Origin of the sequence: Micromonospora sp. NPDC048169 (genome assembly GCF_040652815.1) — a bacterium.
Classification (GTDB): domain Bacteria; phylum Actinomycetota; class Actinomycetes; order Mycobacteriales; family Micromonosporaceae; genus Micromonospora.
Window position 1 is genome coordinate 19,231 of record NZ_JBEZMS010000023.1, and the last position, 25,918, is coordinate 45,148.

Sequence of the window (25,918 nt, forward strand, 5' to 3'; positions counted from 1 at the left end):
GGGCCTCGTGAGTCCCGGTTCGCCGGAGGACTGAACGGCCGGGCGGCGCCACCCGTCCGGCACGGTTATCCCCGGTCGAGCCCGGGTACCGGGTGCCGCATGGCGGAGTTGGCATCGCTCTGGATCATCCGGCACGGCGAGAGCACGGCGAACGTGGCGGCCACGGCGGCCGAGACGTCCGGCGCCGAGCTGATCGACCTCACCCACCGGGACGCGGACGTGCCGCTGTCGACGACCGGCGAGGAGCAGGCGCGGGCGACCGGCCGCTGGCTGGCCGGGCTGCCGGAATCGAGGCGGCCGGAAGTGGCGGTGGTGTCGCCGTACCTGCGGGCGGTGCGCACGGCCGAGCTGGCGCTCGACGGCACCGGGATCCCGGCCCGCGTCGACGAGCGGCTGCGCGACCGGGAATTGGGCATCCTCGACGGGCTCACCGCCCACGGCGTGACCCGGCGCCACCCGGAGGAGGCGCAGCGGCGTACCCGGCTGGGCAAGTTCTACTACCGACCGCCCGGCGGCGAGTCGTGGACCGACGTGGCGCTGCGGCTGCGGGCGCTGCTCGGCGACCTGCGCCGCGACCACGACGGGGGCCGGGTGCTGCTGTTCGGCCACGACGCGCTGGTCTTCCTGCTGCGCTATCTGGTGGAAGGGCTCACCGAGGCGGAGCTGATGGCGCTGACCCGCGAGCACGTGATCGCCAACTGCTCGGTCACCGGCTGGCACGCCGACGACGCGGGACGGCTCGTGCCGGACGTGTTCAACGACATCGACCACCTGCACCGGCAGGGGGCGAAGCCCACCAGGGAGGACGAGGTAAATGCCGAGCCGGTCTGACGTGATCACCCCCGCGCTGCTGCGGGACTGGGCGCTGCCGGTGCCCACCGGCGGCAAGGAGGCGCGCGGCACCGTGCTGGTGGTCGGCGGCTCCCGGTTCACCCCCGGCGCGGTGCTGCTCGCCGGGGTGGCCGCGCTGCGCGCCGGGGCCGGGGTGCTCCAGCTCGCCGCGGCCGAGTCCACTGCGGCGTCGCTGAGCATCCAGGTGCCCGAGGCACTGGTGGTCGGCCTGCCGGAGACCGACGACGGCGCGGTGCGCGGTGACCCGGGGGACCGCCTCGGCGGCCTGGTCGCCGAGGCGGACGTGGTGGCTGTCGGCCCCGGGCTGAGGGACATCGACGCCACCGGAGAGCTGCTGCACCTGGTCCTGGACGCGGCCGGCCGGGAGACCGCGCTGGTGCTCGACGCGTACGCGCTCGGCGCGCTCAGCCACGCGCCGGACCTGCTGGCCGGCTCCGGCCGCAAGGTGGTGCTCACCCCCAACCTCACCGAGGCCCGGCACCTGCTGGGCCGCGACCCGGGCGACGACCTCGACGCCGAGGCGGTGGAACTGGCCGGCCGGTACGACGCGGTCGTCTCGCTGTACGGCCACATCGCGACCCCGGACGGCCGGGCCTGGCGGGAGGAGAGCGGGGACGCCGGCCTGGGCACCTCGGGCAGCGGCGACGTGCGGTCCGGCCTGCTCGCGGGCCTGCTCTCCCGGGGCGCCGACCCGGCGCAGGCGGCCTGCTGGGCGGCGTTCGCGCACGCGGTGAGCGGTCAGCGGCTGGTTCCCCGGTACGGGCGGATCGGCTTCCTGGCCCGGGAGCTGCTGGACGAGATCCCCTACACGATCGCCACCGTCTGACGATCCACTTCACCCCGCTCGCGCGGCGTGTAACACCCCGGAGGGTGGCGGCGCTGGTCCGGGCGAGGCCGGTACTTCGCCGTGCCTCCGCCCGGACCGCAGCCCGCCGAGGGATGCGGTCCACCCGCACGAACCCCTGGGAGTCTGTGTGAACAACCTCCGTCGCAAGACACTCGCCGCGGCGTCGGCAGTGACGCTCGGCGCCGGGCTCGCCCTCGTGGGCGGCACGGCACCGGCCGCGGCCGTCGGCCCGGAAACCTCTTATCTGGTGCTCGCCCCGCAGGGCAACAGCACCGCCAAGGCCGCCGCCCGCGTGGCGGCCGCCGACGGCACCGTGGTGGCCGCGTACGACAAGATCGGCGTGCTGGTCGTGCGCTCGTCCGCCCCGGACTTCGCCACCCGCGTGGCGGGCGCCGGCGTCGAGTCGGTCGCCTCCACCGCCGGCCTGGGCACCGCCCTGAACGAGGGCGAGACGGTCGAGGTGCCGGCCGCCGCCGTCGCCGCGGCCACCGGCGACCCGACCGCCGAGCCGCTCTACGGCCAGCAGTGGGACATGGACATGATCCGCGTCCCGCAGGCGCACTCGGTCACCGGCGGCAGCCCGTCGGTGGTCGTGGGTGTGCTGGACAGCGGCATCTCCAGCAGCCACCCGGACCTGGCGACCCAGATCGCCAGGGACAAGAGCGCCTCCTGCGTGGGCGGCGTCCCGAACACCGCCGAGGCCGCGTGGAACCCCACCACCAGCGACCACGGCACCCACGTCGCCGGCACCATCGCCGCCGCCGTGAACGGCGTCGGGGTCACCGGTGTCGCCCCGGGCGTCAAGGTGGCCGCCGTCAAGGTGGTCAACGACGACGGCTACATCTTCCCGGAGGCGGCGGTCTGCGGGTTCATGTGGGCCGCCGAGCACGGCATGCGGCTCACCAACAACAGCTACTACATCGACCCGTGGGAGCTGAACTGCCGCAACGACGCGCGTCAGCGCCCGGTGTGGAAGGCCGTGCAGCGGGCCCTGCGCTACTCGCAGTCCCAGGGTGTGCTGCACGTCGCGTCGGCCGGCAACTCGAACTACGACCTGGCCCACAAGATCACCGACACCGGCAGCCCGAACAACGGCACGCCGGAGGAGCGGGAGAACCTGACGAACGCCTGCCTCGACCTGCCGGCCGAGGCCCCGGGCGTGGTGACCGTCGCCGCCGTCGGCCCGACCGGTGAGAAGAGCTACTACTCCTCGTACGGCCAGGGCGTGATCGACGTGACCGCGCCGGGTGGCGACACCCGGTTCCGGACCCAGGGCGCCCGCTCGACGTCCACCGACGGCATCCTGTCCACCACCTTCAACACCGTCACCCGCACCAACGGGTGGGGCTACAAGCAGGGCACCTCGATGTCCGGCCCGCACGCCACCGGCGTCGCGGCGCTGGCGCTGTCCGCGCACCCGGGCATGACCCCGGGTCAGCTCTCCTCCTTCCTGGAGCGCACGGCGGTGGCGAAGCCCTGCCCGTCGGGCGTCTACAACCCGGTGCCGCTGATCCCGGCGGGCCCGAACGCGTACGACGCGACCTGCTCCGGCGGGAACCGCAACGGTTTCTACGGCGCCGGCGTCGTCGACGCGTACAACGCGGTCAAGTAACCCGAACCCGCGTGGACCGGGCCCGGCGAGCACGCCGGGCCCGGTCCGTTTGTCCTGGTCGGGTGCCGGGTAGGGGGGCACCGTCAGCCGACTTAGGAGGTAACCGGTGTCCACCGACGCGATCGTCCTGCTCAAGGAGGACCACAAGGAGATCCGCCGTCTGTTCAAGGCTTTCCAGGAGGCCGAGGAGGGACCGGCGAGCAAGCGCGGGAAGATCGTCAAGCAGATCCTCGAAGCCCTGACGGTGCACACCTACCTGGAGAACGAGGTGATGTACCCGGAGGTCCGCAAGCTGGTGCCCGAGGTCGAGGACGACGTCCTGGAGTCGTACGAGGAGCACCACGTCGCCGACGTGCTCTGCTTCGAGCTGTTCACCATGGACGCCGACGACGAGCGGTACAACGCCAAGACGACGGTGCTGATCGAGAACGTCCTGCACCACATCGAGGAGGAGGAGCAGGAGTGGTTCCCGAAGGTCCGCGAGGCGCTCGGCCGTAACCAGCTCCAGGAGATCGGCCAGCGGATGCTGGACCTGCGCCCGAAGGCCCCGAAGACGCCGACCGCCCCCAAGGCGCTGAAGAAGTCGCTGGACGCCGTGGTCGCCTGACACCGGCACCGCGAGGCTAGCGGGACCGCCAGCTCGTACCCGATGCCGCCGGACGCGCCGGTCACCACGGCGAGCGGCCGTCCGGTGCTCGGTGTGGTCATGGTCGTGTCTCCTCTCCCCGGGCCGGGCCGGGGCCGACGGGCGGCCCAACCCCGCAGCTCCCGGCCGGGCCGGTAGGATCGGCACGGGCCGTGACTGGCGCGTGGAGATGGAGCACCATCGGGGAGCGGCCTCGTCATGAGGACGCATGCCGAGCGCCTGGGCCTTCCGCACGTCATCTGGAGGTCGCATGTCGCGCAACGCCGAGTCCACCGCCTTCCGCAGCGCGCTCGAGGTCGTCCGCGGCGTCGAGCCGCGTGTGGCCGACGCCATCGCCGCGGAACTGGCCGACCAGCGCGAGTCGCTCAAGCTCATCGCCAGCGAGAACTACGCCTCCCCCGCGACGCTGCTGGCCATGGGCAACTGGTTCAGCGACAAGTACGCCGAGGGCACCGTCGGGCGCCGGTTCTACGCCGGCTGCCAGAACGTCGACACCGTCGAGGCGCTCGCCGCGGAGCACGCCCGGGAGCTGTTCGGCGCGTCCCACGCGTACGTGCAGCCGCACTCGGGCATCGACGCCAACCTGGTCGCCTTCTGGGCGATCCTGGCCGACCGGGTCGAGTCCCCCGCGCTGCGCAAGGCGCAGGCCCGGCAGGTGAACGACCTCACCGAGGCGGACTGGTTCGCGCTGCGCCGCGAGCTGGGCAACCAGCGGATGCTCGGCATGTCGCTTGATGCCGGCGGGCACCTCACCCACGGCTTCCGGCCGAACATCTCCGGCAAGATGTTCGACCAGCGCAGCTACGGCACCGACCCGGCCACCGGCCTGATCGACTACGACCGGGTGGCCGAGGCGGCCCGCGAGTTCAAGCCGCTGATCCTGGTCGCCGGTTACTCCGCGTACCCGCGGAAGGTCAACTTCCGGATCATGCGGGAGATCGCCGACTCGGTCGGCGCCACCTTCATGGTCGACATGGCCCACTTCGCCGGGCTGGTCGCCGGCAAGGTCTTCACCGGCGACTTCGACCCGGTGCCGCACGCGCACATCGTCACCACCACCACCCACAAGTCGCTGCGCGGCCCGCGCGGCGGCATGGTGCTCTGCGGCCCGGAGCTCGCCGACCAGGTCGACCGGGGCTGCCCGATGGTGCTCGGCGGGCCGCTGCCGCACGTGATGGCCGCCAAGGCCGTGGCGCTGGCCGAGGCACGCCGCCCCGACTTCGCCGACTACGCCCAGCGGATCGTGGACAACGCGCAGGCGCTCGCCGACGGGTTGCTGCGGCGCGGCGCCACGCTGGTCACCGGCGGCACCGACAACCACCTGGTGCTCATCGACGTGTCCGGGTACGGCCTGACCGGCCGGCAGGCCGAGCAGGCGCTGCTGGACTCGGGCATCGTGACCAACCGCAACTCGGTGCCGCAGGACCCGAACGGCGCCTGGTACACCTCCGGCATCCGCATCGGCACCCCGGCGCTGACCACCCGAGGGCTCGGCGCCGCCGAGATGGACGCCACCGCCGAGCTGATCCACACCGTGCTCAGCCAGACCACGCCGGGCACCGGGCCGGACGGCGCGGCGTCGAAGGCGAAGTACGTGCTGGACCCGGCCGTCGCCGAGTCCGTCGGCAAGCAGGCCGCCGACCTGCTCACGCCGTTCCCGCTCTACCCGGCGGTCGACCTGGGCTGAGCGCCCCCACCGACACGAAGCGGCGCCCCGGGAGAACGAGTCTCCCGGGGCGCCGGCGGGTCACGGGTGGTCAGCGCAGCGGGCGCTTGAGGTGGTAGCGGTGGACCTCGGTGCTGCCCTGCACGTTGTTCACGTCCTCGGCGGCGGAGACCAGTTCCCAGCCCTCCCGGCCGACCCGGTTGAGGTGGGCGATGGCGGTGTCGCCGTACGCGGTCACGTCGGTGCGTGACCCGTCCGGGCCGTACCACACGAACGAGACGTGGAAATTGCGACCCTGCCCCTGATACCGACGAACGAGCAACGCGTACTCCCAGGCAACCATTCGTCCATTATCAACAGTCGAACGGGCTCAGGAAACACGGACGGTGCCGGAAGGCTGACACTGCGGTGCCACCTGCGCTGCGATGGTGTCGGTGACCAGCGCGGCGAGCCGGTCCAGCCCGAGATCGATCGACTCCGGTGTGACAGCGCTCACCGACAGCCGCAACGCGTTCACCGGTGTGCCCGCGTCATAGAAGTGCGCCATCGGGGTCCAGAGCACGCCGTACTCGCTCGCCGAGCGGTGCAGCAGCGCGTCGTCGACGGCGAACGGCACGTTCACCACCACGAAGAACCCGCCCGCCGGGACGGTCCAGGTGACCGGACCGCCTTCCGGGAAGCGCCGGGCCAGGCCGTCGACCAGATGCCGCAGGTTCCGGGCGTACGCGGCCCGCTCCCGCACGTTCGCGGCGACCAGCGAGCAGTCGTGCGCCAGCAGCGCGCCGCCGATCACCGCCTGGCTGATCGGTGACGTGTTCACGGTGACCATGCTCTTGATCTTGGCGAGGTGGTCGGCGAGCGGCACCACGGTGCCGTCGGTCTCGCTGACGCGCTGGTCGGCCACCACGTAGCCGACCCGCGCGCCGGGCAGCACCGTCTTGGCGAACGAGCCGAGGTAGACCACCCGGCGCGCGGTGTCCAGCGCCTTGAGCGTGGGCCGCCGCGCGGTGCCGCCGGCCGGGAACAGGCCGTACGGGTTGTCCTCGATCAGCAGCAGGTCCTCCTCGGCGGCCAGGTCCAGCAGCCGCCGCCGCTGCGCGGTGTCCATGCTGACGCCGGACGGGTTGGCGAAGTCGGGCATCACGTAGCAGCCCCGGGGCCGCAGCCCCTCCGCGCGGGCCCGGCGCACCCCGGCGCGCAGGTCGGCCAGGTCGACGCCGTCCGGCCCGCCGGCCACCGGGCGCACCGGCAGGTCGACCAGGCGGGCCGCGCCGGTGAGCCCGACGTACGTGGGCGCCACCGCGAACAGCACGTCGTCCGGTCCGGCCCGCAGCGCGCGCAGCACCAGGAACATCGCCTCCTGGCAGCCGACCGTCACCACCATCGACTCCGGGTCGACGGTGAGGCCCTCGTCCACGGCGAGGTGCCGGGCGATCAGGTGGTGCACGATGCCCTTGGTGCGGCCGTACTGCAACAGCGTCCGGTCCACACCGGCCCGGTCCAGCCCGACGTCCTCGGTCAGGTGGCGGCGGAAACGGTCCAGGTGCGCGTGCAGCAGCGTGGAGTCGAAGAACTCCTCGTACGGCCGCCCGGCCGCCAGCGACACCGCGTCCGGGTAGTGCTGCGCCACCTCGTTGAGGAAGTTCATCGAGTTCAGCGCCGGGTCGCCGACGCTGCCGTGCAGCGCCGTGACGGCCAGGTCGACGGGTTCCACGTCAGCCTCCGATCCGGGTACGCAGCCGCCGGGCCGAGGCCGGGTCGGGGCAGCCGCTGAGGATGAGCGCGTCGCGCAGTTCCGCCGCGAGCAGCGCGAGCGCCGCCTCGGCGCCGGCCCGGCCGCCCGCCGCGAGCGCCCAGAGCAGCGGCCGGCCGAGCAGCACGCCGTCCGCGCCGAGCGCCAGCGCCCGCAGCACGTCGACGCCGCCGCGGACGCCGCTGTCCAGCAGCACCGCGCAGCGCCCGTCCACCGCGCCGACCACCTCGGGCAGCACGCTCACGCTGGCCGGGGCGGCGTCGAGCTGCCGTCCGCCGTGGTTGGAGACCACCACGGCGTCCACGCCGGCGTCCGCCGTGCGGACCGCGTCGCGCGGGTCCAGGATGCCCTTCACGAGCAACGGCACCCGGGTACGCGCGCGCAGCCACTCCAGGTCCGCCCAGCTCAGCGCCGGGGCGAACACCGCGCCCGTGTGCACCGCCACCGCCGAGACACCCGGGGTGCCCTGGTGGGCCAGGTCGTCCCGCCCGCCGGGCAGGTTCGCGGCGGTGACGTGCGGCGGCAGCGCGAAGCCGTTGCGCGCGTCGCGCAGCCGCCGCCCCAGCACCGGCACGTCCACCGTCACCATCACCGCCGCGCAGCCGGCCGCCTCCGCCCGGTCCAGCAGGTCGGCCACCAGTGCCCGGTCGCGCAGCCAGTACAGCTGGAACCAGGCAGTCGCGCCGGTCGCCGTGATCTCCTCGATCGGCGTGCTGGACAGCGTGCTGATCACGTACGGCACGCCCGCCGTGCGCGCCGCCGCCGCAAGCGCCGGCTCGCCGCCGGGGTGCAGCAGCCGCTGGTACGCCATCGGCGCGACAGCCACCGGCAACGCGGCCCGGCCACCGGGCAGCGTCGCCTCGGTGGACGGGTCCTCGACCCCGGCGAGCATCCGGGGCAGCACCGCCACCCGGTCCAGCGCGGCCCGGTTCGCGGCCAGGGCGGTCTCGGTGCCGCTGCCGCCGTCGACGAAGTCCCACACGTCGGCCGGCAGCACGGCCCGGGCCAGCCCGGCGAACTCGGCCAGGCTGGCCGGCGGCACGAACCCGTCCGCCGGGTCGCCGGCCGGCCGCGTGTCGCGGGCCGGGTCAGCCATGGCCGTCCGAGCCCACAGCGCTCCCGGCCGCCACCGGTCCGGCCGGCTCGGGCACCGCGCCGTCCGGGCCGGACGCCGTGTCGAGCCCGAACGAGCGGCGCAGGAAGGCGGCGGCGCGTTCCTGGGCCTCCCGGCCCGCGTCGAACACGCCGGGCATGGCGAAGAACCCGTGCACCATGCCCGGGTAGTCGACCGTCTCGGTGGGCACGCCGTCCTCGCGCAGCCGAGCCGCGTACCGCAGGCCCTCGTCGCGCAGCGGATCGTGCCCGGCGGTGATCACGAGCGCCGGGGGCAGGCCGGACAGGTCCTCGGCGAGCAGCGGCGACGCCAGCGGGTGGGCGGCGTCGCCGGGGTCGGCGAGGTAGTGGCCGCGGTACCAGCCGACCGAGTGCTTGTTGAACAGCAGCGGGTCCTCGTCGCCGGCCGGCCGGCGCCCGGGCCGCTGGTCGGTGTTCGGGTAGACGAGCAACTGGGCGGCCAGCCGGGGGCCGCCGTCGGCCCGGGCCAGCAGCGTGACCACGGCGGCCAGGTTCCCGCCCGCGCTGTCGCCGCCCACCGCCAGCCGGTCCGGGTCGACCCGGAACTCGGCCGCGTGCGCCGAGAGGTGCCGCAGCGCGGCGTGGCAGTCCTCCACCGCCGCCGGGAACGGGTGCTCCGGGGCGAGCCGGTAGCCGACAGTCACGGTCTGGGCGCCGGTGAGGTTGACCAGCCGGCGGCAGATCCCGTCGGCGGTGTCGACGCTGCCGAGGGTCCATCCACCACCGAAGAAGTAGACGAGCGTGGGCAGCGGGCCGTCACCGTCCGGCCGGTGGATCCGCACCGGCAGCGGCTCGGCCGGGCCGGGCACCGTCGTGTCGCGTACCTCGGCGACCGGTTCGACCGCGCCGGAGCCGGCACGGATCGCGGCGAGGTCGGCGGCGCGGGCCTGCTCGAGGGTCTGGGTGTAGAGCGGCACGGTGCCGGCGGCGGCCCGCGCGGCCCGCCACGCGACCACCTGTGGATCGAGTGTCATCAAGCCTCCCCGGTGGTGACGAAGAGTTTGTCGATACCGCGCAGGAACAGGCTCCCGCTGTACGTGTAGGGCTGGGTGACGGCGAGCCGGGGGAAGCGCGCGAACAGGCGCGGCAGCGCCAGCCGGCCCTCCAGCCGGGACACCGCCGAGCCGAGGCAGAAGTGCAGCCCGACGCCGAAGGCCAGCGACGACGGCCCGTCGCGGTGCGGGTCGAAGCGGTCCGGGTCGGGGAACCGGGCCGGGTCGCGGTTGGCGGCGGCGATGAGCAGCAGCACGTTGTCGTCGCGGCTGATCGGCACGCCGCCGAGGTCGACGCCGGCCGGCGCGGAGCGGGCCAGGAAGTGCACCGGGCTCTCCATCCGCAGCACCTCCTCGACGCAGCCGCTGGCCAGCGCGTCGTCGCCGGGCAGGGCGGCGGTCACGTCCGGGTGGTCAAGCAGCAGCGGCAGGCCGTTGCTGAACATGTAGACGGTGGTGACGAAACTGGCGTTGAACAGCACGATCAGGTTGCTGATCAACTCGTCCTCGGTGAGGTCGACGCCACCCGCGTCGAGCACCTCGACCAGCCCGCTGATCAGGTCGTGCCCGGGCGTACGGCGCCGGTGGGCGATCAGGTCCCGGTAGTAGACGCGCAGCTCCTCGGCGGCCTGGTTGGCCCGGGCCAGCCGCTCCGGCGTCTTGCCGGCGACGTCCATGTACTCGTCGATCCAGTCGACCCGCTGCCGGTACCACGCCAGGTCGGCCGCGGGCAGGCCGATGAACTCGGCCATCACTAGGGCCGGGACCGGGTACGCGAAGTCGGCCACGAAGTCCACCTCGTGCCCGCCCGCGCCCGCCTCGGCCATGTGGTCCAGGCGTTCGGCGACGATCCGCTCGATCACCGGCTCCAGCGCGCCGAGGCGGCGCGGGGTGAACGTCTTGGCGAACACCGCGCGCATCCGGGTGTGGTCCGGCGGGTTGACGAACATCATCGAGGTGAGGAACGTACGCAGGATCTCCTGCTCCTCCCAGCCGGGCGGGAAACCCTTGTACCAGCCGGGATCGCGCAGGATCTGGTCGACCACGTCGTACCCGCCCGCGACCGCGCTGACAGTGCTGTGCTCGGCCCGGGCCGGAACGGCGCTTATCGGCCCGTGCTCGTGCAGGGCCGTATAGAAGGGATAGGGGTTCTGCCGGCCCTGTTCACTGTAGAGCCCGGTCAGGATCTCGCTGACGTCCACTGTCTTTTCCTCCCCAGGAAACGGCGGCGGGGGCGGCGTCGTGTCGACCGCCGCCCCCGCCCGGTGTCACAGTCCGAGCAACTTCAGTGGCACGGCGTTCGCCATCGCCGCGGCACCCGTGTCGTTCGGGTGGATGTGGTCACCCGAGTCGTACGCCGGCAGCAGCCGGGTCGGCTGGGCCGGATCCCGCATCACCGCGTCGAAGTCGACGACGCCGTCGAACTCGGCCCGGCCGGGCCCGCGCAGCCAGGTGTTGACGGCCTGACGGGTGGCGTCCTTCTCCGGCGTCCACACGCCCGGCCCGCCGTTGCCCTCGTACGGCATGAGCGTGCCGGCGATGCTGGTCAGGCCGCGCGCCTGGACCTGCCGGTTGATCTGGCGCAGCGAGGCGATGATCGCCTCGGGGCTGTCGCCGTTCATCCAGATGTCGTTGATGCCCAGGTGGGTGATGACGGTCCGCACCCCGGTCTGCGGGAACACGTCCTCGTTGAGCCGGGCCAGCGCGTTCGGGCCCAGCTCGTAGTAGCCGGGGAAACCGCCCGCGCCGGGCTCGGTGCCCTCGTGGTTGAGCCGGTTGCCGGCCAGGCTGAGGTTGAGCACGCCCGGCGTACGCGGATCGGGCCGGGCGTCGATCAGCCGCTTGGCCAGGAAGTCCGGCCAGCGGCGGTCGGCGTTGACGGTGCTGCCGTTGCCGTCGCCGATGGAGTCACCCAGCACCACCACGGAGCCGGGCGTCACCTTGCGCTCCACGTCGATGCCGGACAGGAACATCCAGCAGCAGTTGGGCCGGATGGTGAAGCCGGCGCCGTCGGCAGCCGACGTGAGGTCGGTGGCGCCGATGAAGTTGGTGACCTTGGACTGGCCGTGGAACGTGACCGGCCCGGTGAGCACCGGGAAGTACAGCGTGACGACCAGGTCCTCCTGCTCGGCCACCCGGAAGTCCACCGGATCGCTGAGCAGTTCCGCGCCCTTGTTGATGGTCGCCGAGCCGCCACCGGAGAACGTCAGCTGGCGGACGCTCGCCGGGACGATGTCGGACAGGTCGTCGGGGGTGGCGGTGTTCGGCCGGGCGATCGTGGCGCGGCCGACCTGGACGGCCTGCTGGCCGTACAGGTTGGTCAGCCGCACCCGCAGGCGCGGCCCGCCGACCGAGGTCTGCACTGTCATCCGGATGCTCTGGTTGTTCAGCCCGGTCTCGGTCAGGCCCACGTTGTTCCCGCGGGTCACCGCCGCGGCCCAGGTTCCGGCCCACTCGGCGCGCCCGTGCCCGGCGCCCTCGTTCCCGGTCGGGCCGGCGCTCGCGGTGACCGCCGGGGTGGCGGCGATCAGGAGCGTGACGGCGGAAGCTATGACGTGCCATCTCTTCGGGGTCGGCATCGATCCTCCATGGTCGGCAGCCCCGGGCGTGACGCGGTCGGCGACACGGCCCGGGCGATGGACCGGAAACTAGCTTCCGGCCGTGACGAGCGTCAATCAACCTGATCGACATGATCAAATGCCCGCGGGACGGGACGCGACGACGATCGGCTCTGTCCGCCGTGGACCGCCGCTGCCTAGGCTCGGGGCTGGCGGCGGTGCGGTCGCCGACTCCGGCACCTGCCGTCATGTCCCGGCCCTGACCTGGCCGGACGCCGCTCGCGGACCATGATGGGGGCTGCCCGATGACCGACCGGCCGAACTACGTGCACGAGGCGCTGGAGCTGTTCGCCGGGTTCGGCGACCGGGAGGCGCTCGTCGGCGGCGGACGCCGCCTGAGCTACCCCCAGGTCGCCGCCGAGGTGCGCGGCCTGGCCGCCGCGCTGCGCCACCACGGGGTACGCCCCGGCGCGGCGGTGCTGGTGATGCTCGGCAACACGGTTGAGGGCCCGCTACTCCAACTGGCCCTGCACCTGCTCGGCTGCCGGAGCATGTGGGTCGCGCCGGTGACCTCGCGGCGGGAGGTGGACGAGTTCGTCGCGCTGTCCGCGCCGGAGGCGTTCGTGTACGACGCGCGCGATCCGCAGGCGGCGCAGGTCGCGGCGGGGCTGTCCGGCGTACCGCTGCTCTGCCTCGGTCCCGGCGGTGCCGGACCGGACCTGAGGGCCGAAACCGGCGAGCCGGCGGCGGAGCTGCCCGCCGGCGTGCCCGCGCCGGAGTCGTTCCTGCAGACCAGCGGCACCACCGGCACGCCGAAGCTGGTACACCACCGGGAGAGCTTCTACCGGCAGGTACTCGCCCTGGCCGCCGACTTCCGGGGCGCCGGGTTCCCGCTGCTGCGGCACCTGTCGCACTCCCCGATGTGGCTCGCCAGCGGCCAGATCACGACGCTGTTCAACCTGTTCACCGGCGGCGTGCTGTTCCTGCGCGAGCAGTGGGACCCGGCCGCGTTCATCGCCACCGTGGACGCCGAGCGGCTGACCTCCACGTTCGTCACCCCGCCGATGCTGTACGAGGTGCTCGACCACCCCGACCTGCCGGGCGCCGACTTCTCGGCGATGTTCATGTTCAACGTGGGGGCCGGGCCCGCCGCGCCGGCCCGGCTGCGCCAGGCCATCGCCCGCTTCGGCCCGTGCCTGCGCATCGTGTACGGGCTCAGCGAGGCAGTGGTCATCTGCGCGCTACCGGGGCTCACCGAGGACCCGGAGCACCCGGAACGGCTGCGGTCCTGCGGCCGCCCGTACGGCGACGTGACGGTGCAGATCCGCGACGCCGACGGGCGGGTGCTGCCGGCCGGCGAGGACGGCGAGGTGTGGGCGCGCACCAAGCTGAGCTTCGCCGGCTACCACGGACAATCCGAGCTGACCGCCGACACGCTCGTCGACGGCTGGGTCCGCACCCGCGACATCGGGCACCTCGACGCCGACGGCTACCTCTACCTGGTCGACCGGTTACAGGACCGGATCCTCACCCGGCAGCGCAGCTGGCCGATCTACTCCCGCCCGATCGAGGACGTGCTCGCCGGCCACCCCGAGGTACGCGCCGCCGCCGTCATCGGCGTACCGGACCCGGTGGCCGGGGAGCTGCCGCACGCGTACGTGGTGCCCGCGCCGGGCGCGTCGGTGACCGGCGAGGAGCTGATCGCGCTCGTGGTCCGGGAACTCAGCGAGACCTGGGCGCCCGGCGCCGTGGAGTTCGTCGACGCGCTGCCGCTCAACCGGTCGGCGAAGGTGGACAAGCGGGCGTTGCGAGCCCGGTACGCGGCCGCACACCCGGCCGGCGCCGACCCGATCGGCAGTCCGGCGTGAACCCGCGCCGGGAGTTGTACACCCTGGTCGGCGCCGACCTGCTGTCCAACCTCGGCACCCGGATCTCGGTGGTCGCCATCCCGTGGCTGGTGCTGGAGACGACCGGCAGCCCCACCAAGATGGGCCTGGTGGCGGCGGCGGAGACGCTGCCGTACATGCTGTCCAGCGCGCTGGCGACACCGTGGGCGGACCGGTTCGGGATACGCCGTACCTCGGTGTTCGTGGACGCCGCGAGCGCCGCCGCGATGGCAGTGGTGGCGCTGGCGCCCTGGCTCGGGTTCGGCGCGTTGCTGGTGCTGGTGGCGGTCGCCGGCGGGCTGCGCGGCATCGGCGACCGGGTCAAGCACGTGCTGTTCAAACCGGCCGCCGAGCGGGCCGGGGTGCCACTGATCCGGCTCACCAGCGCCTACGACGGCCTGGCCCGGGGCATGACGCTGTTCGGCGCGGTGCTCGGCGGGCTGCTCATCGACTGGGTCGGGCTGACCCGGGCCATCTGGATCGACGCGGCCACGTTCGCGGTCTGCGCGCTGCTGATCGGCGTGCTGGTCCGGCCGCCCGCACCGGCCGAGCCCGCGCCCCGGGAGCCGTACCTGCGGGCGCTGCGCGGCGGCTTCGCGTACCTGCGCACCGACCGGACGTTGATGACGATGCTGCTTGTGGTGTCGGTGTCGAACATGTTCGCCAACGCCAGCGTCGCGGTCTGGATCCCGCTCTGGGTCAGCCAGGTGCTCGGCGACCCGGCCGGGTTCGGCCTGCTGCTGGGCGTCTTCTCGGCCGGCGCGCTGCTGGGCAACCTGCTGTTCACCATGCTCGGCACGCGGCTGCCCGCCGGGACGACGTTCGCGCTGGGGCTGACGCTCAGCGGCGCGCCCCGGCTGCTCGCGCTGGCGCTCAGCGACGACCTGGTCGTGGTGCTCGTGGTGACGTTCCTGTCCGGCATAGGCATCGCGGCGGTGAACCCGCTGCTCGGCGCGGCGCTCTACCAGCGGGTGCCGGGCGAGTTGCAGACCCGGGTGCTGGGCATCTCCGGATCGGTGGCGTTCCTCGGCCTGCCGGTGGGCGCGCTGCTCGGCGGCTGGTCGGTGGCGCTGCTCGACCTGACCCCGGCGCTGCTGGTGATGTCGGTGGTCTGCCTGGTGCTCACGGTGGGACCGCTGCTGCTGACCCGCGCGTCCCGGCGCCCGGCAGTGGAACCGGCCACTCCCACGCCGGTCTGAGCCCGCCGGTCGGGGCCTGCCGGTCGCGGGTCGCGGCGTCGGGGGGCGGCGGTAGGGTCTGGGCCATGGCGACCTGGGACGACGTGCGGCGCATCGCGCTGGCCCTGCCGGAGACCACCGAGCGCGGCTCGCACGACGACCTGCCCGCCTGGCGGGTGCACGACCGCGCCCCGAAGCGGCTCGCCACGGCACACCGGGCCGGCGCCGCATGAGCCGCACGGTGGACGCGATCGTGTTCGACATGGACGGCACGCTCGTCGAGTCGCACGCGGTGGTGCCCGCGGCCTACCGGGCGGCCGTGCGGGCCGGCGGCGGCCCGTCGTACACCGACGCGGAGGTCATCGCCGGCTACTCGCTCGGCTCGCCGGCGGACCTGCTGACCCACCTGCTGCGGCGGCCGGCCTCCGGCGAGGACCTGGACCGCTACCACACCGAACTGGCCGCGCTGGCCGGGCGGGTGCGCGTCTACCCCGGCATCGCCGACACGCTCGCCGAGATCGCCGCCCGGGTGCCGGTGGGCGTGTTCACCGGCGCGAGCCACCGGGCCGCCGAGATCCTGCTCGACCGGGCGGGCCTGCGCGGCCACTTCGGGGTCGTACTCGGCGGCGACCAGGTCGACCGCCCCAAACCGGCGCCCGACGGCGTGGAGGTGGCCTGCCGCCGGCTCGGCGTGCCACCCGGCCGCGCCGCGTACGTGGGCGACTCACCGCTGGACGTCCGCGCCGCCCGGCACAGTGGCGCGATCGCGGTCGCCGCCGCCTGGGGCCACCAGTACGACAGCGCCGAGCCGGCCGACCTCAGCCTGAGCCGGCCCGGGGAGCTGCTGGCCCTGCTGCCCTGATCCCCTTTCCCCGCTCACCCGGCTCAGCTAGCCTGCCGGGCATGCCATCGACGTTGACCGAGGCGACCGACCCGTGGTGCCTGCGACCGGGAGAGGCCGCCGAGCTGCTGCGCGGGCACCGGTGGCGGCGGTTCGTGGTGCTGGGTGACAGTGTCGCGGAAGGGCTGTGCGAGCCGGCCGACGGCTATCCGGATCTCCAGTGGGCCGACCGGGTCGCCGTCGAGCTGCGCGCGATCCGGCCGGAGCTGGCCTACCTGAACCTGGGCCGGCGCGGACTGCGCGCGCACGAGGTCCGGGCGACCCAGCTCGCCGACGCGCTGGCCTTCGAGCCGGACCTGGCCCTCGTGGTGTGCGGCGGCAACGACGCGTTCCGGTCCGCCTACGACCCGGACGCGGTCGACGCCGAGCTCACCGCCATGATCACCGCCCTACGGGAGGCGGGGGCGGACGTGATCACGGTGGGCATGTTCGACGTGTCGCACAGCCCGGCGGTGCCGGACGCGCTACGCGCGGGCCTGGGCGAGCGGATGCGCCGGCTGGCCCGGCACACGAGGGCGGTGGGCGAGCGGCTGGGCACGCTGCACGTCCACCTCACCGACCATCCGCTGGTGGCCGACCCGTCGCTGTACAGCAGCGACGGCCGGCACGGCAGCGCCCGCAGCGACGCCGTCGCCACCGCCGAGACGCTGCGTGTCCTGGCCTGCCGCGGCACGTCCGGCTCCCCGGAGAGGAACCCCGCGCAGACGCCGGGGCGGGGCGCGGCGCGTGGCGTCTGATCCCGCCACCGCCGTTGAGATCACGGCAGTTCGATGACACGGTCCGGGCCGGTGAACAGTCCCCGGGAGGCCGCGGTGCCGTTCCGGTCCGTGCCCGCGGAGCGCGCTCTCGCTACAGCGTCAACTGAGATCAAACGGCTCGGCCTCACGGCGCGGACGGAGGTGCTCGGCCCGGCCGAGTCGCCCACCATGCGCGTCACGCTGTTCCAGGGCGGGGCACGGGTCGCCGTGGGTGCGGGAAAGGGAGCGGGTCCCCAGGGCGCGGCGAGCGCGCACTTCGAGGCCCTGGAACGCCACCTCATGTCTGCCCGGGACAACCGCCGATGGACGGCGGACGCCACGAGGCTGCTGCCGGCGAGCATCGTGGCCGGACAGTCCGCCCTGGATTCGGATCTGGTCGTACAGCGGTGGGCGACGGAGTTTCCGGACTCCGTCGCGGCATGTGCCTCGTACGGCGGGGTCCGTTATCCCACCTTCCTCACGGACCCGCGCTACTACCGGTGGCCGGTGGCGGGTGACGACGTCCGGCCGTACCGCAGCCTCCTGCGATACTCGTCCAGCCTGGGCACAGCGGCCGGCGTCGACGTGGCGGAGGCCGTCTATCACGGCCTCTGCGAGCTGATCGAACACGACGGGCTCGGGCAGGCGCTGCTCCGGTGGTACGTCGCCGGAGTGCCGGACGTCGACCTCGTGCCGGCCGGGGACCTGCCGGACCAGCTGCGCGCACTGCACGCGCAGGCCGTACGGGCGGCCGGCGCACCCGTACATCTGCTCGACGTCACGACCGACCTGGACGTGCCGGTGTACCTGGCAGTCAGCCCGGCGGCCGGCGGCGAGCCGACCCGGCTCGGGGCCGGCGCATCGCTCTGGGCCACCGACGCCGCGTCGCGTGCCCTCGGCGAGCTGATCCAAGTCTGTGCGCTCTCCTCACCGGCCCCCGGCTCGCCCGCGGTCCAGCGTCTGGCGGCCTGGCCCGCACTGCGACGATGTGCCCTGATGCCACTCGACGGGCTGCTCTCCGGGCCGGTGCGCGCGGTGCCGCTACGCGCGGACGTAGCCGACGACGGCAGCCCGGGTTGGGGGCTGGAGCACGTCCGGCGGGCTCTGGCCCGTCGAGGCGTCGACCACCACGTGTGCGAGGTCACGGCGGCCGGCTCACCGATCGTGGTGGCCACCACGATCGCCCCGGGGCTGGAACGCTTCAGCCTGGTGCGACACGGGGTGCCCGTCGTCCCGACCGGACGGGGATGGCACTTGTGGCCGTCACCGGACCGGGCGATCATCACCTGACCACATCCAGTCCAAACGATATGAGGACACATGTCTACTGAGGAGAACGGCTTCGCCCCCGGTGGTGGCAGCCTCTGCTTCCACCCGGGTGACGACGTCGAAGAGCCGATGGCTCAGGATCTCGGCATCGGCCCCGGTGGCGGCACCCTCTGCTTCCACCCCGGCGACGAGGAAGGCGCGTCGACGCTTCGCCTCGCCGACGATCTGGCAGCGGACCTGCACCTCGCGCTGACCAGCATCGACGACCGCCACCTCGCCGTGCTGGCCTGAAGGAGGTCGTGACGCGGCTCGTAGAGACAGCCGGCGTCGACGGGAGCCGGCTGTTTCACCGTGACTTCTCCCTCTGGTACCTCGCCCGGTCGATCTCCGTCGCCGGGACCGCCGCCAGCGCCGTCGCGCTGCCGCTACTCGTCTACCGGACGAGCGCGTCCCCGACGCTGACCGCGGCGGTGGTCGGGCTCGAAGCCCTGCCGTACCTGCTGTTCGGGCTCTTCGCCGGGGCCGCCGCCGACCGCCTGCGACGTAAGCGCATGATGATCATCGCAGACGTGTGCTGCGCACTGCTGATCGCCACCGTGCCGGTCGCCGCGTTGTTCGATGTGCTCGCCCCCTGGTACCTGCTCGTCGTGGCGTTCGGCGTGGGTTGCGGTTTCTGCTGGTTCGACGCGGCGGCGTGGGGCGCCTTCGTGCGCATCGTCGGCAAGGCGGGGATCACCCGGGCGAACAGCCTCATCTGGTCCACCGAGATCGTGCTGGAGATCGCCGCGCCCGCCGCCGCGGGACTACTTGCCGCTGTCGCCGACCCCACCCTGGTGCTGGCCGTCGACGCCGTCACCTATCTGGTGTCCGCCGCGCTGCTCGCCCAGATCCGCGCCGGGTTGGACCCGGGGCCGACGGGAGCCCGCCGGGTGCGGGCCGAGATCGCCGAAGGACTGCGCCACCTCTGGCGGACGCGGGTCCTGCGGACGTTGACCGCTGCCGGTTTCGGGCTCAACGTCGCCGCCGGCGGCGTGCTGGGCCTGCTCGTCGTCCACGCCGACGAGGTGCTCGATCTGAGCCCGGAGGACCAGCGCCTGGGTCTGCTCTTCACTGCCGCCGCGGTCGGCTCACTGGTGGCCGCCGTCGTCCTGCCCAGGGCCAGCCGGTGGGCCGGCCAGGGGACGGTGTCCATCACGGGGCTCGTCATCTTCGTCGCGGCCCTCATCGGCCTGGCCGGCACGTCGGTGTTCGCCCTGGCGTTGGCGTGGTGGACGATCTGGGCCGTGGCGCGCCTGACCGTGAACGCGAACGGCATCACCGTGCGCCAACTCCTCACACCAGATGCGCTGCAGGGCCGCGTCAACACCACCGGGCGCATGCTGGCCTGGGGCGGCACTCCGTTCGGCGCCCTGATCGGAGGGCTGGCCGCAGACACCGTCGGGGTCCGGGTGGCGTACCTGATGCTGGCCGTGCCCGTCGTGCTCAGCCTCGCCCTGGTCATCACCTCACCGGTGCGCGGCCTGCGCATCACGGCCGACTAGCCACGCACCCCGCACCCCTGCCCCGCCCTTTCCTCCCCCGGGCCTGCCCTGCCCGACGATCCGCCCGTCGATCAAGGAGTTTGTGTCAACGGCAGGCCCTGGTGAGGACACAAACTCCTTGATCAACGCGCCCAAGGGGCGGGGGTCAGTCGGTGAGCAGGATGCCGGTCAGGAGGACGCCTCGGGCCAGGTTGAGGACCTCGTCGCAACCCGGGTAGCCGACCCGGGCCAGCGCGCCGGATCCGGTGCGGTCGAACAGGTACGGCGCGAGGCTGTACGGGACGTCGGCGGTGACCGTCTCACCGGTCTCGATCTGCACGAAGTCCATCGCCACCCGGTCCGCCTCGTGGTAGCGCTGCAGGATGTTGCCGCCCTCGGCGATCGCGGCGCGCACCCCGTCCGCCCATGCCACCGGGTTCATCTCCCGGCCGATCAGCACCCCGTGCCCGGCCGATCCGCCGGCCGGCTTGGCGACCAGGTCGGCCTGCTCGGCGAGCGCCCGGTCGAGCTGGTCGGCGGTGAGCGCCACGGTGTGCGGCACGTACCGGCGGATCAGCGTCCGGTCGTCCTCCGGCAACAGGTCCAGGTCTTCCCAGAGCCAGGCGTAGTTCAGCTTGTTGCTGAGCAGCCAGGCGGCGCTGCTGACGAACATCGGCAGCGTGCCGGCGGCGAGCGCCCCGGACACCGCGTCCAGGCCGGCGCTGGGGGTGACCCGGTTGGGCACGAACAGCCGGAACAGGGCGTCCACCGGGGCACCGCCGACGACCAGCCGGTTCCGCGCGTCCAGCGTGGCGGTGGCGACCGGGGCGATGACCAGGTCGATGCCGAACGGCCGGGCCTGGTCGATCAGCGGGGACAGGATCCGGATGAACGTCTCCGGGTCGTCCAGCCCCGGGTAGTCGGCGTCGAAGTCCATCAGCAGCGCCACCCGGGCGCCGTCGGGCAGGCCGAGCGTGTCCCGGATGGCCACGAACCGCTGATCCAGCAGGGACGGCGCGGGCCGCGCGCCGTCGAGCAGGTCATGGGTACGGTAGAGCTCGGCGTACCGCTGGATCACTGTGTCGGCGTCGAAGCCGCCGCCGAGGCTGCTGTCGATGTTGTACTCCACGATGCACGGCACGCCGCCGGAGAACAGCACGTCCGGCCGGTACGCGGCGAGCAGCCCCTCGTGCAGCTCCTCGTCCGGGTCGAGCAGCCGGGTCTCCCCGTCCGGCACGTCGAGCAGCAGGCGCAGCTCACCAGCGGTACGGGCGCGGCGCCGGCAGGCTTCCAGGATGAGCTGCGCGATGCGGTCGCAGACCTCGTTCAGCTCGCGGAACGCGTCGGCGGTGAACACGGGCGGGCGGGCCAGCCGCCACTGCTTGTTGTATGTGGCCCGGCCGTGGAAGACCTTCTCCCACGCCGCGGCGCCGGTGGCCACCATCGCGGTACGGGTGGACTCGGGCAGGTCGGTCCACGCCTGGCCGAGCGGCGGCCACGTGTAGTTCGGGTCCATCGTTCATCCGTCCTTGAGGGTCAGTTGGATGGCGGCGGTGAGCTGGTCGCGGCCGGGTTGCACGGCCCGGTCCAGGGCTGGCGCGAACGGCAGCACCGCGCCGTCGGGGCGGGTGACCCGCCGGGGTGGCGCGGCCAGCCGGACCCGCTCGACCACCGTGGCGATGATCTCCCCGGCGATGCCGCAGGAGCGGTTGCCGTCGTCGACGACCACCAGCCGCCCGGTGCGGCTCACCGACTCGACCAGCCCGTCCCAGTCGAACGGGTAGATCGTGCGGGGGTCGAAGACCTCCACCGACGCCTCGTCGGCCAGGTCCTCGGCGACGGCGAGCGCGTCGTGCACCAGGTGCCCGACCGCCACCACTGTCACGTCGGTGCCGGCGCGGCGGACGATCCCCCGGCCCAGCGGCACCGGCGCCGGGTCGGTGACGTCGGCGCGCAGGTCGAGGGCGCCCGCCGGGGCGAAGACCACCACCGGGTCGTCGCAGCGGATCGCGGACACCAGCAGGCCGTACGCGTCGGCCGGGGTGGCCGGTACGACTGTTGTCACGCCGACGTGGGCGAACAGCGCGTACGGGTGGTCGGAGTGCTGCCCGGCCCAGCCGGTGCGGGAACCGGAGCCGGGCACCACGTAGGTGACCGGCACCGCGCACTGGCCGCCGGTCATCAGCGGGAACTTGTGCGCGTGGTTGACGATCTGCTCGAAGACCAGGAACAGCAGCGACGGGATCTGGAACTCCACCACCGGGCGGGCCCCGGCCAGCGCCGCGCCGGTGGCGAAGCTGGTGAACGCCTGCTCGGACAGCGGTGTGTCGCGGACGCGTTCCGGGCCGAACTTCTTCAGCAGGCCGGTGGTGACGTTCGCGGCGGCCACCCGGATGTCCTCACCGAGCACCACCACCGAGTCGTCGCGGGTCATCTCGTCGGCGAGCGCCCGGGTGAGCGCCCTGCGGTAGGAGAGCCGGGGCATCAGCCACCTCCGGTCCGGGCGGTGAGCCCGCTGGCGTACAGATGGTCCAGTGCGGTCGCCGGGTCGGGGTGCGGCCCGGCGAGCGCGTAGTCGACTGCGGCGTCCAGCTCCGCCTCGACCGCGGCGTCCACCTCGGCCCGTACCGCCGGGTCCAGCCGCGCTCCGGCGATGTCCACCGGATCGCGGGACCGGCCCTCGGCCACCTCCTCCGGCGGCCGGTAGTCGAGGCGTACCTGATGTTCGAAGGTGTGGTGGGCGTCGAAGCGGTATGTGCGGGCCTCGACCAGCTCGGGGCCGCCGCCGGCGCGCATCCGCGCGACGGCGGCGGCGGTGACCTCGCGTACCGCCTCCGGGTCCTGCCCGTCGACGGCGGCCGCCGGCATGCCGAACGCGGCGGCCCGCCCGGCGATGGTGCCGGCGACCGCCCCCTCGACCGGCATCGTGGTGGCGTAGCCGTTGTTCTCGCAGACGAACAGCACCGGCACACGCCAGAGCGCGGCCAGGTTGAACGCCTCCAGGAGCATGCCCTCGTTGACGGCGCCGTCACCGAAGAAGGTGGCGCCGACGATGTCGGCGCCGCGCCGCCGGCGCTCCCACACCGCTCCGGTGAGGATCGCGCCGGCGGCTCCGACGATGGCATTGGCGCCCAGGACGCCGACGCCGAAGTCGGCGGCGTGCATCGACCCGCCCCGGCCCCGGTTGAGCCCGGTGACCCGGCCGCACAGCTCGGCCAGCATCCGGGCCGGGTCGGCGCCCTTCGCGAGCACGTGCCCGTGCCCGCGGTGGGTGCCGGTGACCAGGTCCTGCGCGGCGAGTGCCGCGCAGACGCCGGCGGCGATCCCCTCCTGACCGAGGTACGGGTGGATGCCGCCGACGATCTCCCCGGCGCGGACCAGCTCGATCGCGCGCTCCTCGAAGCGGCGGATCAGCCGGACCGTCCGGTAGAGCCGGAGCGGGTCGGAGCCGGTCACGCCGGACGGCCCTCCTTGACGGCGGCGAGGATGTCGTCCCAGAGGCGGGCGCGGGCGGCCAGCGCGGCGTTCACCGTGTCGGCGCACTCCTGCCACTTGGTGTCGTCGTCGCCGCACAGGTCGGCGAGCATCTGCATGGCCATCGGGGTGTGCTGCTCGCCGTCGACCTCGATGTGGCGCTCCAGGTAGTCGACGAACTTGTTGAGCCTGTTGCTGCGCTCGTTGACGGCGACGACCTGGGTGAACATCTCCGGGATCAGGTCCTCGCGGCCGAACGCGAACGCCGCCGCCTGGCAGTGCACCGGGGTGGTCTCGATGATCCGCCAGGTGGTGCCGGCGAACGCCGCCGAGGCCGCGGGGACGCCCGCCGCGCCGAGCGCCTCGGTGACCGGCGTGCCGTTGCGCAGCAGGTCGACGAGCTTGTTCACGGCCGCGGTGTCGGCGCCGGCCTCGGCCATGCCCTGCACGTACAGCTCGAAGTGGCTGATGTAGCCGTCGCCCAGCTCGTCGCTCTCCTCGACCATGACGATGTCGTTGATCAGGCGGCGGCTGCCGGTCGGCCCGGTCGGGATCCACGGCACCGTCACGCAGGTGAGCTGCCGCTGCAACGACTTCAGCAACGACATGAAGTCCCACACCGCGAAGACGTGGTGCTCCATGAACGTGACGAGCGCGTCGTGGGTGTCCAGGTTGGCGTAGAGGGGGTGCTTGACCACCACGTCGCGGCGCTCGGTCACCGCCCGCTCCAGCCGCTCGATGCCCGGGTGCGTCTTACCCCAGTCGTACCGTGACATTGTCAGCCTCCCTGCTGGGCGCGGTCGCGCCAGATGACCGGGCAGTAATCGGGGTCCGCGTAGTCCGGCCGGCCCTCGTGGTTGCGGCGGACCAGCACGTCGTGGTTGTACGCGGCGAGCGTGCCGTCGGAGAGCGGATACTCCCGCCAGGCGTTGTCGCCGTCCTGCAGGTGCAGCGAGACGGCCCGGCGGGGCCGCCCGCTGACGTTCGCACCGCTGCCGTGGTAGATGCGGCAGTGGTGGAAGCTCATGTGTCCCTTCGGGATCACCATGGGGATCTTGCGGATCTGGGCGCCGTTGTACGCGGCGTTCTCGGCCAGCATCGCTTCGAGCTGGTCGCGGTCCCGGTCGGCGAAGTGCCGCACCACCGTGTCGTCGGCGCCGATCTCCCGCCAGCGGTGGGAGCCGTCGACCATGGTGATGGTGCCCATCTCCTCGCCGCAGTCGTGGAACGGGATGAACGCGGTGAGCATGTTCTCCGACGACGAGGACGCCCAGTAGTGCTTGTCGAAGTGCCACGGCACGATGTTCGACGGCTCGCCGGCGATCGGCGGCTTCCAGATCAGCGTGGACTGGAAGATCCGGATCTCGGCGGCCCGGGCCAGCCGGGCGGCGACCGCGCCGATCAGCGGCTTGCGCAGGATGCGGGCGATGCCGTCGTGCTCGTGGTGGACGTAGTCGTTGTGCCGCTGCACGTCACCCCGGGACGGCTCCCAGTAGGCCAGCTTCGGCGGCCGTACCGGCAGCAACCTGTCGCGTTCCCCCGCGTAGTAGCTGTCGGTGGCGGCGACCAGCTCGTCCACCTCGTCGTCGGTGAGCAGCTTCTTCGACAGGTACCAGCCGTGCTCGGCGTAGTGCCGGACGTCCTCGTCGGAGGGCAGCAGCGCCTCCTCCTCGGCGGTCAGTCCGGGATCGATGGTGGTCATGCCGAGCCGACCGGGCATGGCCTCACGGCCCTCGCTTCGCTCGGTGCGTTCACTCATGCCGTACCAGCCCCTCCGGCCGCGACAGCGGAGGTCGCCCCCGCCGCGGCCAGCTCGCGTTCCTTCGCTTCGTAGAGCGCCTTGATGTTGCCGCTGCCGAAGGTGCGCGCCCCGCGCCGCTCGATGAGTTCGAGGAAGAGGGTGCGGCGCACGTGCATCGACTCGGTGAAGATCTGCAGCAGTTGCCCGTCGTGGTCGGAGTCGACCAGGATGCTCAGCTCGCGCAGCCGGTCCACCGGCGCGTCCAGCCGGCCGACCCGCTGCTCCAGGCCGTCGTAGTAGGCGCCGGGCGTGCTGGCGAAGCGCACCCCGCGCCGGGCGAGCGCGCCGACGGCGGTGACGATGTCGTCGGTGCGCAGGCCCAGGTGCTGCACCCCGGCGCCGGCGTGCCAGCGCAGGAAGTCCTCGATCTGCCCCGGCCGGGCCCCGGTGTCCGGCTCCAGCAGCACGAACGTGACCTGCCCGGAGGGGCTCTGCACCACCTTGGAGTTCATCGCCTGGCCGGCGACCTCGATGTGCTCGGTGAAGATGTCGGCGAAGCCGAACACCTTCTCGTAGTGCGCGACGGTCTCGTCGAGCTGCCCCGGCGGCACGCAGATGGCCAGGTGGTCGACCTCGGCGAGCAGGGTGTCCGTCCCGTCCGGCGCGGTCACCGGCTCGATCGCGCCGGGCAGGAACACACCCGGGTCGCCGCGCCGCTGCACCAGGCGGTGCACCACGTCGCCGAAGCCGCCGACCTCGGCGACCACCACCTCGGCGTCCGCGCCGGTGAAGGTGCGCGGCGGGCTCAGCGCCGTCGCGCCCCGGTCCACCAGTTCCGCGTACGCCCCGGCGGCGTCGTCGACGGCGAGCGCCACCACCGCGATGCCGTCGCCGTGCCGGTGCACGTACGTGGCCGCCGGGTGTTCGGCGGACAGTCCGGTGGTCAGCAGCAGCCGGATGCCGGCCTGGGCCAGCAGCAGCGACCGCTGCCCGTCCAGCCCGGTCTCCGGACCGCCCTGCCCGCACAGCCGGAAACCGACGGCGTTGTCGAAGTAGAAGGCCGCCTGCCGGGCGTCCCCCACGTAGAGCTCAAGATGATCTATCCCGTTGATGGTCATGGGCTTCCCCTGTTCCCCCCGTGATCGCGACCCG

The 25,918-nt window shown here is 73.2% G+C and carries 25 protein-coding genes and 1 riboswitch; of the genes, 13 read left to right on the forward strand and 12 right to left on the reverse strand.

Going from position 1 to position 25,918, the window contains the following annotated elements:
- Positions 1–99 precede the first annotated feature (99 nt).
- The 5 genes from AB0D28_RS19855 to AB0D28_RS19875 all read left to right on the forward strand — a co-directional run bounded on the left by AB0D28_RS19855 (position 100) and on the right by AB0D28_RS19875 (position 5,644).
- Positions 100–831: a histidine phosphatase family protein gene (locus AB0D28_RS19855; RefSeq protein ID WP_357387687.1), complete on the forward strand. Its 732-nt coding sequence runs from the start codon at positions 100–102 to the stop codon at positions 829–831.
- Positions 815–1,678, forward strand: coding sequence for an NAD(P)H-hydrate dehydratase (locus AB0D28_RS19860; protein ID WP_357387689.1), 864 nt, complete (start codon positions 815–817; stop codon positions 1,676–1,678). Before AB0D28_RS19855 ends, AB0D28_RS19860 begins: the two co-directional genes overlap by 17 nt.
- 148 nt (positions 1,679–1,826) lie before the next feature.
- Positions 1,827–3,311 carry a S8 family serine peptidase gene (locus AB0D28_RS19865; protein ID WP_357387691.1) on the forward strand — a complete coding sequence of 495 codons (1,485 nt, stop codon included), beginning with the start codon at positions 1,827–1,829 and terminating at the stop codon, positions 3,309–3,311.
- A 106-nt stretch (positions 3,312–3,417) separates the two neighbouring features.
- A complete protein-coding gene (locus tag AB0D28_RS19870) occupies positions 3,418–3,918 on the forward strand; it encodes a hemerythrin domain-containing protein (protein WP_357387693.1) in 501 nt (166 codons plus the stop codon).
- 181 nt (positions 3,919–4,099) lie between these two features.
- Positions 4,100–4,189: riboswitch (ZMP/ZTP riboswitch) on the forward strand.
- Between the two features lie 18 nt (positions 4,190–4,207).
- Positions 4,208–5,644: a glycine hydroxymethyltransferase gene (locus tag AB0D28_RS19875; protein WP_357387695.1), complete on the forward strand. Its 1,437-nt coding sequence runs from the start codon at positions 4,208–4,210 to the stop codon at positions 5,642–5,644.
- A gap of 70 nt (positions 5,645–5,714) precedes the next feature.
- Here the strand turns inward: AB0D28_RS19875 and AB0D28_RS19880 are convergent, their stop codons facing one another.
- From AB0D28_RS19880 to AB0D28_RS19905, 6 genes are all read right to left on the reverse strand, one after another.
- Positions 5,715–5,966 (reverse strand): hypothetical protein, encoded by a 252-nt coding sequence (locus AB0D28_RS19880; RefSeq protein ID WP_013286617.1) that lies wholly within the window; start codon positions 5,964–5,966, stop codon positions 5,715–5,717.
- 27 nt (positions 5,967–5,993) lie between these two features.
- The gene (locus tag AB0D28_RS19885; RefSeq protein WP_357387697.1) at positions 5,994–7,337 is read right to left on the reverse strand and encodes a PLP-dependent aminotransferase family protein; all 1,344 of its coding nucleotides are present in this window, start codon (positions 7,335–7,337) and stop codon (positions 5,994–5,996) included.
- Between the two features lies 1 nt (position 7,338).
- Positions 7,339–8,472, reverse strand: coding sequence for an alpha-hydroxy acid oxidase (locus AB0D28_RS19890; protein ID WP_357387699.1), 1,134 nt, complete (start codon positions 8,470–8,472; stop codon positions 7,339–7,341).
- Positions 8,465–9,484, reverse strand: a complete 1,020-nt coding sequence (locus tag AB0D28_RS19895; RefSeq protein WP_357387701.1) for an alpha/beta hydrolase — start codon at positions 9,482–9,484, stop codon at positions 8,465–8,467. The genes AB0D28_RS19890 and AB0D28_RS19895 overlap by 8 nt, the downstream gene beginning before the upstream one ends.
- Positions 9,484–10,704, reverse strand: a complete 1,221-nt coding sequence (locus tag AB0D28_RS19900; RefSeq protein WP_357387703.1) for a cytochrome P450 — start codon at positions 10,702–10,704, stop codon at positions 9,484–9,486. Before AB0D28_RS19900 ends, AB0D28_RS19895 begins: the two co-directional genes overlap by 1 nt.
- Before the next feature lie 66 nt (positions 10,705–10,770).
- Positions 10,771–12,054 carry an SGNH/GDSL hydrolase family protein gene (locus tag AB0D28_RS19905; protein ID WP_357387839.1) on the reverse strand — a complete coding sequence of 428 codons (1,284 nt, stop codon included), beginning with the start codon at positions 12,052–12,054 and terminating at the stop codon, positions 10,771–10,773.
- Positions 12,055–12,365: 311 nt separating this feature from the next.
- Here AB0D28_RS19905 and AB0D28_RS19910 point away from each other — a divergent pair, with 311 nt between their 5' ends.
- The 8 genes from AB0D28_RS19910 (at position 12,366) to AB0D28_RS19945 (ending at position 19,572) form a co-directional block, all read left to right on the forward strand.
- Positions 12,366–13,928: an AMP-binding protein gene (locus tag AB0D28_RS19910; RefSeq protein WP_357387705.1), complete on the forward strand. Its 1,563-nt coding sequence runs from the start codon at positions 12,366–12,368 to the stop codon at positions 13,926–13,928.
- Positions 13,925–15,145, forward strand: a complete 1,221-nt coding sequence (locus AB0D28_RS19915) for an MFS transporter (protein ID WP_357387707.1) — start codon at positions 13,925–13,927, stop codon at positions 15,143–15,145. Before AB0D28_RS19910 ends, AB0D28_RS19915 begins: the two co-directional genes overlap by 4 nt.
- A gap of 65 nt (positions 15,146–15,210) precedes the next feature.
- On the forward strand, positions 15,211–15,357 hold the full coding sequence (locus tag AB0D28_RS19920) for a hypothetical protein (RefSeq protein WP_357387709.1): 147 nt from the start codon (positions 15,211–15,213) through the stop codon (positions 15,355–15,357).
- Positions 15,354–15,986 carry an HAD family hydrolase gene (locus tag AB0D28_RS19925; RefSeq protein WP_357387711.1) on the forward strand — a complete coding sequence of 211 codons (633 nt, stop codon included), beginning with the start codon at positions 15,354–15,356 and terminating at the stop codon, positions 15,984–15,986. The genes AB0D28_RS19920 and AB0D28_RS19925 overlap by 4 nt, the downstream gene beginning before the upstream one ends.
- 41 nt (positions 15,987–16,027) lie before the next feature.
- Positions 16,028–16,762 carry an SGNH/GDSL hydrolase family protein gene (locus AB0D28_RS19930; RefSeq protein ID WP_357387713.1) on the forward strand — a complete coding sequence of 245 codons (735 nt, stop codon included), beginning with the start codon at positions 16,028–16,030 and terminating at the stop codon, positions 16,760–16,762.
- Positions 16,763–16,813: 51 nt separating this feature from the next.
- Complete coding sequence (locus AB0D28_RS19935) at positions 16,814–18,052, forward strand: YcaO-like family protein (RefSeq protein ID WP_357387715.1); 1,239 nt, start codon at positions 16,814–16,816, stop codon at positions 18,050–18,052.
- 30 nt (positions 18,053–18,082) lie between these two features.
- Positions 18,083–18,322: a hypothetical protein gene (locus AB0D28_RS19940; RefSeq protein WP_357387717.1), complete on the forward strand. Its 240-nt coding sequence runs from the start codon at positions 18,083–18,085 to the stop codon at positions 18,320–18,322.
- Between the two features lie 8 nt (positions 18,323–18,330).
- Positions 18,331–19,572, forward strand: coding sequence for an MFS transporter (locus AB0D28_RS19945; protein WP_357387719.1), 1,242 nt, complete (start codon positions 18,331–18,333; stop codon positions 19,570–19,572).
- A 145-nt stretch (positions 19,573–19,717) separates the two neighbouring features.
- Here AB0D28_RS19945 and AB0D28_RS19950 read toward each other — a convergent pair whose 3' ends face one another.
- The 6 genes from AB0D28_RS19950 to hppD are packed head-to-tail and all read right to left on the reverse strand — an operon-like array spanning position 19,718 to position 25,884.
- Complete coding sequence (locus AB0D28_RS19950) at positions 19,718–21,067, reverse strand: hypothetical protein (RefSeq protein WP_357387721.1); 1,350 nt, start codon at positions 21,065–21,067, stop codon at positions 19,718–19,720.
- 3 nt (positions 21,068–21,070) lie between these two features.
- Positions 21,071–22,036 (reverse strand): transketolase C-terminal domain-containing protein, encoded by a 966-nt coding sequence (locus tag AB0D28_RS19955; RefSeq protein WP_357387723.1) that lies wholly within the window; start codon positions 22,034–22,036, stop codon positions 21,071–21,073.
- Positions 22,036–23,007 (reverse strand): thiamine pyrophosphate-dependent dehydrogenase E1 component subunit alpha, encoded by a 972-nt coding sequence (locus tag AB0D28_RS19960; RefSeq protein ID WP_357387725.1) that lies wholly within the window; start codon positions 23,005–23,007, stop codon positions 22,036–22,038. The genes AB0D28_RS19955 and AB0D28_RS19960 overlap by 1 nt, the downstream gene beginning before the upstream one ends.
- Positions 23,004–23,801: a DUF3050 domain-containing protein gene (locus tag AB0D28_RS19965; RefSeq protein ID WP_357387727.1), complete on the reverse strand. Its 798-nt coding sequence runs from the start codon at positions 23,799–23,801 to the stop codon at positions 23,004–23,006. Before AB0D28_RS19965 ends, AB0D28_RS19960 begins: the two co-directional genes overlap by 4 nt.
- A gap of 2 nt (positions 23,802–23,803) precedes the next feature.
- Positions 23,804–24,727: a phytanoyl-CoA dioxygenase family protein gene (locus tag AB0D28_RS19970; protein ID WP_357387841.1), complete on the reverse strand. Its 924-nt coding sequence runs from the start codon at positions 24,725–24,727 to the stop codon at positions 23,804–23,806.
- A 53-nt stretch (positions 24,728–24,780) separates the two neighbouring features.
- Positions 24,781–25,884 carry a 4-hydroxyphenylpyruvate dioxygenase gene (gene hppD / locus AB0D28_RS19975; protein ID WP_357387729.1) on the reverse strand — a complete coding sequence of 368 codons (1,104 nt, stop codon included), beginning with the start codon at positions 25,882–25,884 and terminating at the stop codon, positions 24,781–24,783.
- Positions 25,885–25,918: the final 34 nt, after the last annotated feature.

Bases quoted from the DNA above. Each gene is read 5' to 3' on its own strand.
- AB0D28_RS19970 (WP_357387841.1), bottom strand. From the start codon at position 24,727: ATGACCACCATCGATCCCGGACTGACCGCCGAGGAGGAGGCGCTGCTG.
- AB0D28_RS19920 (WP_357387709.1), top strand. From the start codon at position 15,211: ATGGCGACCTGGGACGACGTGCGGCGCATCGCGCTGGCCCTGCCGGAG.
- AB0D28_RS19855 (WP_357387687.1), top strand. From the start codon at position 100: ATGGCGGAGTTGGCATCGCTCTGGATCATCCGGCACGGCGAGAGCACG.
- AB0D28_RS19890 (WP_357387699.1), bottom strand. From the start codon at position 8,472: ATGGCTGACCCGGCCCGCGACACGCGGCCGGCCGGCGACCCGGCGGAC.
- AB0D28_RS19895 (WP_357387701.1), bottom strand. From the start codon at position 9,484: ATGACACTCGATCCACAGGTGGTCGCGTGGCGGGCCGCGCGGGCCGCC.
- AB0D28_RS19955 (WP_357387723.1), bottom strand. From the start codon at position 22,036: ATGCCCCGGCTCTCCTACCGCAGGGCGCTCACCCGGGCGCTCGCCGAC.
- hppD (WP_357387729.1), bottom strand. From the start codon at position 25,884: ATGACCATCAACGGGATAGATCATCTTGAGCTCTACGTGGGGGACGCC.
- AB0D28_RS19880 (WP_013286617.1), bottom strand. From the start codon at position 5,966: ATGGTTGCCTGGGAGTACGCGTTGCTCGTTCGTCGGTATCAGGGGCAG.
- AB0D28_RS19925 (WP_357387711.1), top strand. From the start codon at position 15,354: ATGAGCCGCACGGTGGACGCGATCGTGTTCGACATGGACGGCACGCTC.
- AB0D28_RS19930 (WP_357387713.1), top strand. From the start codon at position 16,028: ATGCCATCGACGTTGACCGAGGCGACCGACCCGTGGTGCCTGCGACCG.
- AB0D28_RS19875 (WP_357387695.1), top strand. From the start codon at position 4,208: ATGTCGCGCAACGCCGAGTCCACCGCCTTCCGCAGCGCGCTCGAGGTC.
- AB0D28_RS19940 (WP_357387717.1), top strand. From the start codon at position 18,083: ATGTCTACTGAGGAGAACGGCTTCGCCCCCGGTGGTGGCAGCCTCTGC.
- AB0D28_RS19860 (WP_357387689.1), top strand. From the start codon at position 815: ATGCCGAGCCGGTCTGACGTGATCACCCCCGCGCTGCTGCGGGACTGG.
- AB0D28_RS19950 (WP_357387721.1), bottom strand. From the start codon at position 21,067: ATGGACCCGAACTACACGTGGCCGCCGCTCGGCCAGGCGTGGACCGAC.
- AB0D28_RS19965 (WP_357387727.1), bottom strand. From the start codon at position 23,801: ATGTCACGGTACGACTGGGGTAAGACGCACCCGGGCATCGAGCGGCTG.
- AB0D28_RS19910 (WP_357387705.1), top strand. From the start codon at position 12,366: ATGACCGACCGGCCGAACTACGTGCACGAGGCGCTGGAGCTGTTCGCC.